General features: G+C 42.8%; 14 protein-coding genes, 10 tRNA genes and 1 rRNA gene. 24 read left to right on the top strand and 1 reads right to left on the bottom strand.

All coding sequences use genetic code 11. The features are described from left to right. The first annotated feature begins 154 nt into the window (after positions 1–154). The 12 genes from alr (at position 155) to AB685_RS19085 (ending at position 9,902) form a co-directional block, all read left to right on the top strand. Positions 155–1,327, top strand: a complete 1,173-nt coding sequence (alr, locus tag AB685_RS19140; RefSeq protein ID WP_047972210.1) for an alanine racemase — start codon at positions 155–157, stop codon at positions 1,325–1,327. A gap of 142 nt (positions 1,328–1,469) precedes the next feature. Further along, entirely contained in the window at positions 1,470–1,751 is a 282-nt protein-coding gene (locus AB685_RS19135; protein WP_010195162.1) for a hypothetical protein, read from the top strand. A gap of 4 nt (positions 1,752–1,755) precedes the next feature. Continuing rightward, entirely contained in the window at positions 1,756–2,106 is a 351-nt protein-coding gene (gene ndoA / locus AB685_RS19130) for a type II toxin-antitoxin system endoribonuclease NdoA (protein WP_010195163.1), read from the top strand. Between the two features lie 287 nt (positions 2,107–2,393). Continuing rightward, entirely contained in the window at positions 2,394–3,221 is an 828-nt protein-coding gene (locus tag AB685_RS19125; protein ID WP_047972209.1) for an RsbT co-antagonist protein RsbRA, read from the top strand. Next, positions 3,218–3,574 (top strand): STAS domain-containing protein, encoded by a 357-nt coding sequence (locus AB685_RS19120; protein ID WP_047972208.1) that lies wholly within the window; start codon positions 3,218–3,220, stop codon positions 3,572–3,574. Before AB685_RS19125 ends, AB685_RS19120 begins: the two co-directional genes overlap by 4 nt. A gap of 3 nt (positions 3,575–3,577) precedes the next feature. Beyond that, positions 3,578–3,979, top strand: a complete 402-nt coding sequence (locus AB685_RS19115) for an anti-sigma regulatory factor (RefSeq protein ID WP_047972207.1) — start codon at positions 3,578–3,580, stop codon at positions 3,977–3,979. Positions 3,980–3,994: 15 nt separating this feature from the next. Further along, positions 3,995–5,002, top strand: coding sequence for a PP2C family protein-serine/threonine phosphatase (locus AB685_RS19110; RefSeq protein WP_047972206.1), 1,008 nt, complete (start codon positions 3,995–3,997; stop codon positions 5,000–5,002). Positions 5,003–5,078: 76 nt separating this feature from the next. Beyond that, positions 5,079–5,387 (top strand): STAS domain-containing protein, encoded by a 309-nt coding sequence (locus AB685_RS19105; RefSeq protein WP_047972205.1) that lies wholly within the window; start codon positions 5,079–5,081, stop codon positions 5,385–5,387. A gap of 198 nt (positions 5,388–5,585) precedes the next feature. Beyond that, complete coding sequence (gene rsbW / locus AB685_RS19100) at positions 5,586–6,062, top strand: anti-sigma B factor RsbW (protein WP_047972204.1); 477 nt, start codon at positions 5,586–5,588, stop codon at positions 6,060–6,062. Beyond that, positions 6,037–6,822 carry an RNA polymerase sigma factor SigB gene (gene sigB, locus AB685_RS19095; protein WP_047972203.1) on the top strand — a complete coding sequence of 262 codons (786 nt, stop codon included), beginning with the start codon at positions 6,037–6,039 and terminating at the stop codon, positions 6,820–6,822. Before rsbW ends, sigB begins: the two co-directional genes overlap by 26 nt. Further along, positions 6,819–7,418: a PP2C family serine/threonine-protein phosphatase gene (locus AB685_RS19090; RefSeq protein ID WP_047972202.1), complete on the top strand. Its 600-nt coding sequence runs from the start codon at positions 6,819–6,821 to the stop codon at positions 7,416–7,418. The genes sigB and AB685_RS19090 overlap by 4 nt, the downstream gene beginning before the upstream one ends. 300 nt (positions 7,419–7,718) lie before the next feature. Beyond that, positions 7,719–9,902, top strand: a complete 2,184-nt coding sequence (locus tag AB685_RS19085; RefSeq protein ID WP_047972201.1) for a Tex family protein — start codon at positions 7,719–7,721, stop codon at positions 9,900–9,902. A 112-nt stretch (positions 9,903–10,014) separates the two neighbouring features. Here AB685_RS19085 and cmpA read toward each other — a convergent pair whose 3' ends face one another. Then, the gene (cmpA, locus tag AB685_RS30970; protein ID WP_128755905.1) at positions 10,015–10,125 is read right to left on the bottom strand and encodes a cortex morphogenetic protein CmpA; all 111 of its coding nucleotides are present in this window, start codon (positions 10,123–10,125) and stop codon (positions 10,015–10,017) included. Between the two features lie 105 nt (positions 10,126–10,230). Here cmpA and AB685_RS19080 point away from each other — a divergent pair, with 105 nt between their 5' ends. From AB685_RS19080 to AB685_RS19025, 12 genes are all read left to right on the top strand, one after another. After that, on the top strand, positions 10,231–10,704 hold the full coding sequence (locus tag AB685_RS19080) for a SprT family protein (protein WP_047972200.1): 474 nt from the start codon (positions 10,231–10,233) through the stop codon (positions 10,702–10,704). A 159-nt stretch (positions 10,705–10,863) separates the two neighbouring features. Next, positions 10,864–10,938: transfer RNA gene (locus AB685_RS19075), tRNA-Asn, on the top strand. Positions 10,939–10,943: 5 nt separating this feature from the next. After that, positions 10,944–11,034: transfer RNA gene (locus tag AB685_RS19070), tRNA-Ser, on the top strand. Positions 11,035–11,043: 9 nt separating this feature from the next. Beyond that, positions 11,044–11,115 (top strand) — tRNA-Glu (locus AB685_RS19065). 50 nt (positions 11,116–11,165) lie between these two features. After that, a tRNA-Val gene (locus AB685_RS19060) sits at positions 11,166–11,241 on the top strand. Between the two features lie 160 nt (positions 11,242–11,401). Further along, positions 11,402–11,476, top strand: a tRNA-Gln gene (locus AB685_RS19055). Positions 11,477–11,492: 16 nt separating this feature from the next. Next, positions 11,493–11,576 (top strand) — tRNA-Leu (locus AB685_RS19050). 24 nt (positions 11,577–11,600) lie between these two features. Next, positions 11,601–11,686: transfer RNA gene (locus AB685_RS19045), tRNA-Leu, on the top strand. A gap of 95 nt (positions 11,687–11,781) precedes the next feature. Then, positions 11,782–11,858 (top strand) — tRNA-Arg (locus tag AB685_RS19040). Positions 11,859–11,874: 16 nt separating this feature from the next. Continuing rightward, positions 11,875–11,948 (top strand) — tRNA-Pro (locus tag AB685_RS19035). A gap of 11 nt (positions 11,949–11,959) precedes the next feature. Continuing rightward, a tRNA-Gly gene (locus AB685_RS19030) sits at positions 11,960–12,033 on the top strand. 121 nt (positions 12,034–12,154) lie between these two features. Then, positions 12,155–12,336 (top strand): 16S ribosomal RNA (locus tag AB685_RS19025); the annotation flags it as partial.

The raw sequence follows: 12,336 nt of genomic DNA, 5'->3' as shown, positions 1-12,336 counted from the left end.
AATCTCGAAGGTCTTTCTCGCATGACTTTCCCGCATTTTTTCGTTATGATAGGAACATATTAATTTGAGTAAAGTTACCTGTATTTAAAGAGTTTCATCTAAATTTATAATTGATATTGTGATCAGTCAAGGTTAAAAGGAAGTGCTTAGGAAGATGTCAAGCTTTCATCGGGATACGTGGGTTGAAGTGGATTTGGATTGTATTTATGAAAATGTGAAAGCCGTTCAGGAGCATGTGACAGAAGATGTCACGGTTATAGCGGTGGTTAAGGCGAACGCCTATGGCCATGGAGATGTGCAGGTTGCTAACGTCGCATTGGACGCTGGCGCAAAATACCTTGCCGTATCATTCCTAGATGAAGCAATGTCTCTGAGGCAGCAAGGAATAACCGCCCCGATCCTTGTACTCGGGGCCTCGAGAGTATCAGACCTGCCACTTGCTGCAAAGGAAAAGATTACCCTGACCGTTTTCCAGAAAGAATGGGTGGAGGAAGCAATAAACGCCTACGATGGCACAGAAACGATCAATCTCCACCTGAAACTGGATACCGGCATGGGCCGCATTGGTGCGCGGACAAAAGAGGAGATCGCGCAAATCATGGAACTGACAGAAAAAGCGCCTAACCTTCAAATGGAAGGCATCTATACACACTTTGCTACAGCTGATGAATTACACTCCAATTATGTGGAGGAGCAGTTTGAAAGGTTCCAAGCATTACTTGCGGAAATAACCAAGAAACATACCGTTCAAATGATCCACTGCGCTAACAGCGCTACAACGCTCCGATTCCCTACTCGCATTTTCAATTCCGTGCGCGTCGGGATTGCCATGTATGGATTAACACCATCGCCTGAAATGGAACCAACTCTTCCATTTCCGTTAAAAGAGGCGTTTTCCCTTCATACAAAGCTAGTACATGTTAAAAAGCTCTCCATCGGGGAAAGTGTCAGTTATGGGGCAACTTACACTACAAAAGAAGAAGAGTGGATTGGAACGGTTCCAGTCGGATATGCGGATGGGTGGATTCGAAAACTTCAAGGGATGAATGTCCTGGTGGATGGGAAGTTCGCGCCAATTATTGGAAGGATCTGTATGGATCAATTTATGATTAAGCTGCCCCATGAGCTGCCGATCGGGACCAAGGTTACACTTATTGGAAAACAGGGCAACAGACAGATAAGTTCCAATGATGTTGCTGCCAAGCTTGAAACCATCAACTATGAAGTGCCATGCATGATTAGCTACAGGGTTCCGCGCATGTTTTGGAGGGATAAAAATATAATGGAAGTGAGAAATTATTTACAACACAAGCCTGTAGAATTGTAAATGGCAATTTTCTGCATAAAAAAGGGATTATATAGTGATAATAGAGAAGAATTCGCTAAATCGACTTTGCAATTACCGGTATTAATGGTATTATGGAATATGGAATAGTATTATGTGTCTGTAGTTCTTGGAGGTGTATGCTGTGTCTGAATCCAGCGCAACAACTGAAATCTTGATTCGATTACCTCAAAACTTAGTATCGGAATTAGATGGATTGGTAAAACAAGAAAACGGCAATCGAAACGAATTAATCTTTCAAGCAACAAAGATGTATCTTCGCGAGCGCAAGAAGCGTCAAATTCGCGAGTCCATGAGACGTGGCTACATGGAGATGTCTAAAATTAATTTAAACATTGCATCTGAAGCTTTTTTGGCTGAATATGAGGCGGAGCATACGGTTGAACGCTTAGTTAGCGGGGGGTAATCATTTGATTGTCAAACGCGGTGACGTTTATTTTGCTGATTTATCCCCGGTAGTTGGGTCTGAGCAAGGAGGCGTTCGACCAGTACTTGTCATCCAAAATGATATCGGAAATCGATTTAGCCCGACCGTTATAGTTGCTGCAATTACTGCTCAAATCCAAAAAGCCAAACTCCCAACCCATGTAGAGATTGATGCGAAGCGATATGGTTTTGAACGTGACTCTGTTATCTTGCTCGAACAAATTCGAACGATTGATAAACAAAGGTTGACGGACAAAATAACTCATCTCGATGAAGAGATGATGGACAAAGTGGATGAGGCGCTTCAAATAAGTTTAGGACTTATTGACTTTTAATATTGAATCCGTTTTATCGATAAGAAGCTATTCACAAGTGAGTGAGTAGCTTTTTTATTTTGTGCCGCCCTTATCTGTTTAAGTATTCATCAATTCATCATCTAACAATATGTACACCCATTTCTAATAAAGATACCACCAATAATAGGTAAATAAACCACAATTATGGTTGGATGGAATTAAACATATTTGACTTTTAAAATGATAAATCTTTATAGTGGTAGTAGCGGAATTATAATTATTTGTTGAAATTATATATATCAATTATCAAAAAAGGAGCCGGGAGAATGAACCAGGATATCATCAATCATATTGAGGAAAACCGTGAAACTATTTTTAACCAATGGATTGAAGGCATGGATGAAATCGGTGAGAAAAAGGAACTGAAAGCCATTTCGGATAAAGTGTACTTGAGTACCAGCCGTGAATACATCAATCTGTTGTTAAATAACATCAGCAAAGACATGGAAAACCTGTCTAACATATTATCCGATTTTGCTGAGAAGATCGTTCGTTTTGGTTGGCCATTAATTTATGTGACAGAAGGTTTATCGCTGTTTGGAAAGATTGTTTTTGAAGGAATGACCAAAGAAGTGGATGATAGCCGCAAAATAACATTGATGTATGACTTTGAGAAATGGCTACGTCCCGTCTATAACGAAATTGTCAAAACCTATACAGGATCTTGGGAGCATACCGTATCCATGCAGAAGATCGCACTGCAGGAATTGGCTGCACCGCTTATCCCGGTATTCGATAAAATCTCTGTGATGCCGTTAGTTGGCACCATTGATACAGAACGCGCAAGACAGATTATGGAAAACCTTCTACAGGGTGTCGTCAAGCACCGTGCGGAAGTGGTGCTGATTGATATTACAGGTGTACCTGTCGTGGACACTATGGTGGCGCACCATATTATCCAGTCAGCAGAAGCGGTCCGACTTGTCGGTGCTAAGTGCCTTCTTGTGGGAATCCGTCCTGAAATTGCCCAGACCATTGTTAATTTAGGAATAAACCTAGATCAGATCATTACGAAAAACTCCTTGAAAAAAGGAATTGAGACAGCACTTGAATTGACGAACAGAAAAATTGTGACTGAGGGGGATCAAATGTGAGAATACCTATCTTAAAACTGCATAATTGTCTTTTAATATCGATTCAATGGGAGTTAGATGATCAAACAGCATTGCAATTTCAAGAAGATCTTCTAAATAGAATACATGAAACAGGGGCCAACGGAGTTGTAATTGACCTCACATCTGTGGATATGATCGATTCGTTCATCGCAAAAGTGCTCGGAGATGTAATTAGCATGTCAAAACTAATGGGGGCGCAAGTCGTTCTGACAGGTATTCAGCCTGCTGTAGCCATTACTTTGGTAGAACTGGGTATTCAATTGGATGAAGTGTACACAGCACTAGATTTAGAAAAGGGTCTAGAGAAACTACAACAGGAACTGGGGGAGTAAACGATGGCTGTCCAATCCTGTGTAAAAATTAGAAACGAGTGGGATATTGTAGCTGCCCGCCAAATGGGTAGAAATGTTGCCAAAGATTTAGGTTTCGGCACAGTAGACCAAGCGAGGATAACTACGGCAATTTCGGAGTTGGCTCGAAATATTTATTTATATGCGGGTACAGGTAAAATCTGTATTGAAGAAATGGACGAGTACGGAAAAAGGGGACTGAAAGTGATTGCTACCGATGATGGTCCCGGAATTCCAGATATTCGTCAAGTAATGGAAGATGGATTTTCCACATCAGGAGGGCTTGGTGCCGGATTGCCTGGTGTTAAACGATTGATGGATACGTTCCAGATAGACTCTTCCTCAGGGGAAGGAACGGCAATCTATGCCGTGAAGTGGGTTCGCTAGAAGGGGGGATTGCCCATGGATTATGGAAGTTTAGAAAAAGAATATAAAGAAATACTCTCCGCCTATTTGAACCGGCAGTCGGAGGAAGCCTTGTATAAGGGTCAGGAATTCAGCAGAAGGCTGCTGGGGGAGAAAGTATCACCAGAAGAGATTATTAGTGTGCATAAAGCGATGCTACAGGACCTTTCTCCTGATATTCCGGATAATATCCTGCATTCGCTGGATTTCCTTCTCGAAGTCATGATCGGATATGGCATTGCCTATCGTGAGCATCAAAGCCTCCGTCATCGACAACAGGAGATTCAGACGGAGATTGCCATTGCTGTAAATGTGCAACAAACTCTGCTCGAAACGAAAATTCCTGAAACGGATTCTGTGGAAATTGGTGCAATAAGTGTTGCTGCCAAGCATATGAGCGGGGACTATTACCACTTTGTCCATAGTGAAAATGATTCGTTCAGTGTCGCGATTGCAGATGTCATCGGAAAAGGCATTCCTGCTGCGATGTGTATGAGCATGATCAAATATGCGATGGATAGTTTACCAGATACTAGAGTTGCACCAAGCTATGTTTTAGGGAATTTAAACAGAGTGGTGGAGCAAAATGTGGATGCAAGCATGTTCATAACGATGTTTTATGGAATGTATGACCTTCACAAACACCTCTTTTCATTTGCTTCCGCGGGACATGAGCCGCCTCTGTATTTTGATGCGAAAAAGAATGAATTCTATGAACTGGATGCAAGAGGGCTTGTTTTGGGCATTGACCGCCTCGCAACCTACCAGCAGTATGAAAAAGAAATAGAAATCGATGATATGGTCATACTTTTTTCTGATGGGGTAACTGAATGCCGCACAGATGAGGGATTTATCGAGGTTGATAAAATAATTGATTTGATAAGATCATATATCCACCTGCCTCCACAAGCAATTGTTGAACTTGTGTACAGGGACCTGGAAAAAATCCAGGACTTTCAGCTCAGGGACGACTTTACCTTAATTATTTTGAAAAGAAAGGTTTAAATGTTAAAGAAGCGGGTATCTAGTATTGGGATGACCTAAAATTGGAATACTAATTCATGTTTGAGGTGACGAAAGAATGAATATGGACATTCAGATAAAAGAAGAACAAAACCAGACGCTTGTTGTTTTGGAAGGGGAAATTGATGCCTATACTGCACCAAAGGTAAAGGAAAAGGTTGCCCCGTTATTGGAAGGATTCACTGGAGAATTGATTTTTGATTTATCCAATGTTAATTATATGGACAGCACAGGTTTAGGGATGTTTGTAGGATTCTTTAAAACCGTTAAGGCAAACAACGGTGTCTTTCGTCTAGTCGGTTTATCCGATCGTTTGAAAAGATTGTTTGACATCACTGGTTTAGCGGGAATCATGGATATCAAGTAGGCTTTTTTCTTAAAGGTTGTTGCTAATTCATTTGGACTTTTCACCGTTTATCGGCTTTGAGTGATGCAAATAGTTCATCCTGCTCATCAGAAAAGCATGACATCAACTTTAATGACGGTTGTCATTTAAATACGAAAAAGCAACAAAATTTACGGAAATGGCCAATAAAATAAGTTCACTTATAAAGGTGGGGGAACAATGAACCGGGCTTATGATTATATAGAAATGTCGTTTCCAGCGAAGGCTGAGTACGTCGGAGTCATTCGACTTACTTTATCTGGAATTGCGAACCGTATGGGATTTTCATACGATGAAATTGAAGATATCAAGATTGCTCTTAGCGAGGCTTGCACAAATGCTGTAGAGCACGCTTATAAGCAAGACGAAAAAGGAAATATTCGAATCGGATTCGGTATATATAAAGACCGACTTGAATTGGTCGTAGCTGACAATGGACAGAGTTTTGACTTTGATCAAGTAAGAGAAGAATTAGGTCCATACACCGAGTCGCAACCAGTAGAAACTTTGCCAGAAGGAGGATTAGGATTATTCTTAATCCAAACGCTGATGGATGATGTGAAGGTGCACAGCAATCAGGGCGTTACCGTCTTCATGACAAAGTATGTACAAGGAGAGCAGGTGGAAAGGGATGCGGAATCAATCTCAGTCCAGTAATCTGGATGTTAATATGCTATTAGAGCGGTACCAACAAGACGGTTGTGAAGTATCGCAGTTGCAATTAGTCGAGCATTATACTGCACTTGTTGAATCCATCGCTCGTAAATATTCCAGAGGGAAAGCCTTTCATGAAGACCTGTCCCAAGTAGGGATGATCGGATTGCTTGGTGCCATGAAGCGCTTTGATGCAAGCTTCGGTCGAAGCTTCGAAGCATTTGCCGTTCCGACTATCATTGGAGAGATCAAACGTTTCCTGCGTGATAAAACATGGAGTGTTCATGTACCACGTAGAATCAAAGAAATTGGACCAAAAATTAAATCCGCAGTGGAAGAGCTGACAAATGAGCTTCAACGTTCACCTAAGGTCTATGAAATTGCGGATTATCTGGAAGTAACCGAAGAAGAAGTATTGGAAGCGATGGAGATGAGCCAGAACTATCAAGCTCTTTCTGTCGATAATGCGATTGAAGCGGATTCAGATGGAAGCACGGTAACCATCCTTGATATCGTTGGAAACCAGGATGCCGGTTTTGATCAGGTAGACCAACAGCTTCTATTGCAAAAAATCTTCCATGTGCTTTCCGAAAGAGAGAAGCAAATAATTGAATGCACCTTCTTTAATAATATGAGTCAAAAAGAGACCGGGGAAAAGCTTGGCATTTCTCAAATGCACGTTTCCAGGCTCCAACGTAAAGCGCTAACCAAGCTTAAGCAAGCATTCATGGCTGATAATGCAAGCACGGAGATCTTTTCATGATAGAACAATTCAAACATGCAAGAGCTAACGTTAATGCTTACCAGAATGCCAAGAATGGAATGTATTTCTGTGGGGACAGCTACTATGTGAATACAACAGATGAATACTTTCTGTGTGTAGTGGCGGATGGTCTAGGCAGTGGGGAATTTGCGCATGATGCATCACAAGCAGTCATTTTCGCTGCCAAAGCCCATGAAACAGAGGATGTTTCGGTCATTATGAATGCTTGTAACGAAGCGATGAGAAATAAGCGCGGAGCTGCAGTATCTGTGTTGAAGGTCAATTATGACCGGCAAGAGGTTGTCTACAGCTGTGTTGGAAATATTCGCTTTTTCCTATATCCTCCGACAGAAAAGCTTATCTACCCTCTTCCGGTCAAAGGCTACCTATCTGGAAAACCTCAAACTCTTAAAACCCATCGTATTCCCTACAGTTCCAAAATGAAGTTCTTTATCTATTCCGACGGATTGAATATACCGTCCGTAAAACAGTACATCAAGGATATTCCATCCGCGACTTCATTGCTTGAAATGGCAGCCATGTTCACTGGCAACGGAATGGATGACGTAACCATCATCTCTGGAGAAATCCATTAGGGAGAACGGTATAAGTTGCAGTTTTTTTCCTGAATGCAGAAACCTAGTTGATTTGAGTGGAAGGTGCGTAGACTCCTGCGGGAGGAAGGGACAGGGGAGACCCCACAGGCGAAGCCGAGGAGGCTCCCGGACCGCCCGCGGAAAGCGAAGCACCTGGAACGGAAATCAACAGCTGAATGCGATGGAAAAATACAGGGGATTATTTCAGTCCAAGACTAACATTTCGGTGTTAGTCTTTTTTCTTTGTTCATTATTTTTGCTAAAATAGATATTGGGATACAATGTTGGGAGGCTACTAAATTGGAATGGAACGAAAAGAATGAGCAGTTGGTAAACTTACTAGTCAAAGATGTAGAGGTAACAAAAGCACAGGCAAAAAAAGTGATTGCACTTTTAGAAGAGGGCAATACGGTTCCTTTTATCGCCAGGTACAGAAAAGAACAAACCGGTTCGCTGGACGAAGTGCAAATCAGGGATGTCATGGAAAGATGGCAATACATACAAAACCTTGAAAATAGAAAAGAAGAAGTCATCCGTCTTATTGAGGAGCAAGGTAAACTGACTCCTGAATTGAAGGCAAGCCTAATGAAGTCAATAAAACTGCAACAGGTCGAGGATCTATACCGACCTTACAAACAAAAGCGCCGGACAAAAGCGACCGTAGCAAAAGAAAAAGGATTAGAGCCGTACGCTCAATGGTTACTTACCTTCCCGTCATCTCCTTCGTTGGAGGAAAAAGCGCAAAGCTTTTTAACTGAGGAAAAAGAAGTCGTTTCAATCGAAGAAGTGTTGGATGGAGCGAAAGATATCCTCGCCGAAACCTTCTCGGACGAACCGACTTTCCGCCAATACATTCGTGACCTAACCTTCAAACAAGGCAAAGTCGTTTCGGCAGTCAAAAAAGCAGACAAAGACGAAAAAGAAGTGTACGCAATGTACTATGAATATGAAGAAGCCATTTCTCGAATCCTTCCTCATAGAATCTTGGCAGTAAACCGAGGGGAGAAAGAGGAGATATTGCGTGTCTCCATCACTGCTCCGATAGAAAGAGTGGTTGATTACTTGAATCGCCAAGTAATCAAGAGGGAGTCCTCCATTGCAACACCTCTTTTGAAGGAAGCAATAGAAGACGGCTACAAGCGTTTGATCGAACCAGCCATTGAGCGTGAAATCAGAAAAGAACTGACGGAAAAAGCCGAAGAGCAGGCTATTCACATCTTCTCGGAAAATTTGAGGAATCTGCTTCTTCAACCACCTCTAAAAGGTCGTGTTGTGTTGGGAGTGGACCCAGCATATCGAACGGGTTGCAAGCTTGCAGTGGTGGACGAAACCGGGAAGGTGCTTCATATAAGTGTTATCTATCCGCACGTAGGAGCAAATAAACATGAAGAAGCGGTCAGAAAGTTGTTGGATGTTCTAGAAACTCATCACATCGAAGTAGTGGCAGTAGGAAACGGTACTGCATCTCGTGAAACGGAGCAGCTTATCGCCGAAGTGATCAAAGAAAGCGGTAAAAGTATTTCCTATTTGATTGTCAATGAAGCAGGAGCTAGTGTATATTCGGCCTCCGATCTGGCAAGGGAAGAATTTCCGGATCTGCAAGTGGAAGAAAGAAGTGCCGTCTCTATTGCCAGAAGACTTCAAGATCCGTTGGCGGAACTAGTTAAAATAGATCCTAAATCAGTAGGTGTCGGTCAATACCAGCATGATGTCGCCCAAAAGCGTCTGGCAGAATCCCTGAATTTCGTTGTGGAAACAGTAGTGAACCGAGTGGGAGTGAATGTCAACACTGCCTCCTCATCTTTGCTTCAATATGTCGCAGGGTTATCTAAGACTGTAGCGAATAATATTGTGAAAAAGCGCGAGGAAGATGGCAAATTCGCCAGCAGGTCTGATCTAAAGGGAATCCCGAGACTTGGTGCCAAAACGTACGAACAGTGTATTGGTTTCCTTAGAATCATAGATGGTAAACAACCTCTGGATAGAACCGATATCCACCCGGAAACCTATTCGGACGTAAAGAAACTATTGAAGCAGTTGGGAACTTCCGAAAAAGAGATTGGTACTGCCAAACTGCAAGATGCCCTAAAAGGATTGGATGTGGCCAGACTTGCGGATGATCTTGGTATTGGACCAATCACGCTGCAGGATATTATCGACTCCCTGATCAGACCGGAACGGGACCCTCGGGATGACATGCCAACTCCACTTCTCAAGCAGGACGTCCTGAAGATGGAAGATCTGCAAAAAGGAATGGAACTAGAAGGGACGGTACGTAATGTTGTTGACTTCGGTGCCTTCGTTGACATAGGAGTGAAGCAGGATGGCCTTGTCCATATCTCTAAACTAAGCAACCGTTTCGTAAAGCATCCGCTCGATGTTGTGTCAGTGGGGGATATTGTCACTGTATGGGTGGACGGAGTTGAGGTAAATAAAGGTCGAGTTTCCCTGACAATGCTGCAACCAGAAATGCAGGAAGTATAATAAGATATTAAAGCTGTTGATTGAAGCCCTGGGCGGAAATCAACTGCTCCGTTTTACGAAAACAAACCCCAAGTTGCCGTCTCGTTCAGAGGCAATTCGGGGTTATTATCATTCAGCTATTCTTCTTTTGATAAAAAAACCAGCACTGATTCAACATTTTAATTTGGTATCGATCCTTTTCCAGGTAAGCGCGCTGCATCTGCTTTCTAAACCAAGACGGCATCTTCCCGTACCTCCTTCAACATTTTACTCGAAGGCTCAAAAATGATATTTTTTTCTATAGTATGCAGTATAATGGGGAGGGTTCGAAGGTAAGGAGGGGAAAGAAATGGAAGACAAAGAACTACAGAAACTTACTGAAGAGATTTCCTTAAAATATTTCGGCTGGCCATTCCGCCACACGGCATCATTCAATCACCGTTTAAAAACAACAGGAGGAAGATACCTGACCTCCACAAGTAATATCGAAATCAACAAAAAGTATTACAATGCCCTTGGTATGAATGAACTTATAGGAATCATCAAACATGAACTCTGCCATTACCACTTGCACATTCAAGGGAAAGGATATAAACATCGAGATCATGATTTTCGTTCCTTGCTAAAGGCAGTGGGTGCTCCAAGGTTCTGTACCCCCATCCACACACCACAATTCAAACCAAAAACTTTCCGCATATATGAATGCAAGGATTGTCATCAATTATATAAAAGAGTAAGAAGAGTGAATACAATCAAGTATAGATGTGGAAAATGTAGAGGGAAACTTAGAGAAATCGAAAAGCATGTTGACATCCACCAGTAAAATATGATAATTTATTCTAGTCGCTGTTTTAGAAAAGTGGCACGAAGACAATTATGATAATATATCATTCCAGCTTCAAAATAACTTGACTTTTTAGTACAAGCTTATTAAAATTAAAGCAGTCGGTTAACATCCGACGTACCGTTTCAATAGTAATATTCCACCATAGCTCAGCGGTAGAGCATTCGGCTGTTAACCGAAGGGTCGTAGGTTCGAATCCTACTGGTGGAGCCATATATGGAGAAGTACTCAAGTGGCTGAAGAGGCGCCCCTGCTAAGGGTGTAGGTCGTGTAAGCGGCGCGAGGGTTCAAATCCCTCCTTCTCCGCCATTTCTTTAAGGCCCGTTGGTCAAGCGGTTAAGACACCGCCCTTTCACGGCGGTAACACGGGTTCGAATCCCGTACGGGTCACTACAAAGTGGGAAGCAATTCAATTTTGCTTTGCTTCCCATTTCTATCCTGGAGGATTAGCTCAGCTGGGAGAGCACCTGCCTTACAAGCAGGGGGTCGGCGGTTCGATCCCGTCATCCTCCACCAGAGGGACTTCGGATTTCCTCTTTTCTATAATATTGAGAGTCTCTCGGATTTTGGTGTCGATATTATTCCGCCTATTTCCTTCAGAAATAGACAAAATAATATCTGCGGTGTAAGCACATGCAGCTTACTCTAAGAAGCTAAATTCACGGAGCATATTCAATGGGCTATAGCCAAGCGGTAAGGCATCGCACTTTGACTGCGACATGCGTTGGTTCGAATCCAGCTAGCCCAGCCAACTTTATAAAATGTATGCGGGTGTGGCGGAATTGGCAGACGCGCTAGACTTAGGATCTAGTGTCTTTGACGTGGGGGTTCGAGTCCCTTCACCCGCACCATACATTTACTAGCCATTCATTTTTGCGGTCGTGGCGGAATGGCAGACGCGCTAGGTTGAGGGCCTAGTGGGGGCAACCCCGTGGAAGTTCGACTCTTCTCGGCCGCACCAAAAGAAATTTAAAAAAGTGTTGACATAGAACACTGGAATTGATATTATAGTTAAGTCGCCTCTCAGAGGGACATCAAATAAAACGTTAATATGAAGCGCCCGTAGCTCAATTGGATAGAGCGTTTGACTACGGATCAAAAGGTTAGGGGTTCGAGTCCTCTCGGGCGCGCCATTATTTATAAAGTGAACGGGGAGTAGCTCAGCTTGGTAGAGCACTTGGTTTGGGACCAAGGGGTCGCAGGTTCAAATCCTGTCTTCCCGATTTTGAATAATGCGGGTGTAGTTTAATGGTAAAACCTCAGCCTTCCAAGCTGATGTCGTGGGTTCGATTCCCATCACCCGCTCCATAATATTGAATGATCTTTGAAAACTAAACAAAACAACAGCGTCAAACGTTGATCCTACGGGATTAACAAATGAACGAAAAGTAAGACAAGCTAGCAAATTTTGAGCAAAAGCTCAAACTCTTTATTGGAGAGTTTGATCCTGGCTCAGGACGAACGCTGGCGGCGTGCCTAATACATGCAAGTCGAGCGGACTTCTTAAAAGCTTGCTTTTAAGAAGTCAGCGGCGGACGGGTGAGTAACACGTGGGCAACCTGCCTGTGAGACTGGGATAACTTCGGGAAACCGGAGCTAATACCGGATAAT

The sequence above is a fragment of the Bacillus sp. LL01 genome, assembly GCF_001037965.1.
This window is presented reverse-complemented; position numbering and strand designations above follow the sequence as displayed.

Bases quoted from the DNA above. Each gene is read 5' to 3' on its own strand.
- AB685_RS19105 (WP_047972205.1), top strand. From the start codon at position 5,079: ATGAATATGGACATTCAGATAAAAGAAGAACAAAACCAGACGCTTGTT.
- AB685_RS19090 (WP_047972202.1), top strand. From the start codon at position 6,819: ATGATAGAACAATTCAAACATGCAAGAGCTAACGTTAATGCTTACCAG.
- sigB (WP_047972203.1), top strand. From the start codon at position 6,037: ATGCGGAATCAATCTCAGTCCAGTAATCTGGATGTTAATATGCTATTA.
- AB685_RS19125 (WP_047972209.1), top strand. From the start codon at position 2,394: ATGAACCAGGATATCATCAATCATATTGAGGAAAACCGTGAAACTATT.
- AB685_RS19115 (WP_047972207.1), top strand. From the start codon at position 3,578: ATGGCTGTCCAATCCTGTGTAAAAATTAGAAACGAGTGGGATATTGTA.
- cmpA (WP_128755905.1), bottom strand. From the start codon at position 10,125: ATGCCGTCTTGGTTTAGAAAGCAGATGCAGCGCGCTTACCTGGAAAAG.
- rsbW (WP_047972204.1), top strand. From the start codon at position 5,586: ATGAACCGGGCTTATGATTATATAGAAATGTCGTTTCCAGCGAAGGCT.
- AB685_RS19110 (WP_047972206.1), top strand. From the start codon at position 3,995: ATGGATTATGGAAGTTTAGAAAAAGAATATAAAGAAATACTCTCCGCC.
- AB685_RS19080 (WP_047972200.1), top strand. From the start codon at position 10,231: ATGGAAGACAAAGAACTACAGAAACTTACTGAAGAGATTTCCTTAAAA.
- alr (WP_047972210.1), top strand. From the start codon at position 155: ATGTCAAGCTTTCATCGGGATACGTGGGTTGAAGTGGATTTGGATTGT.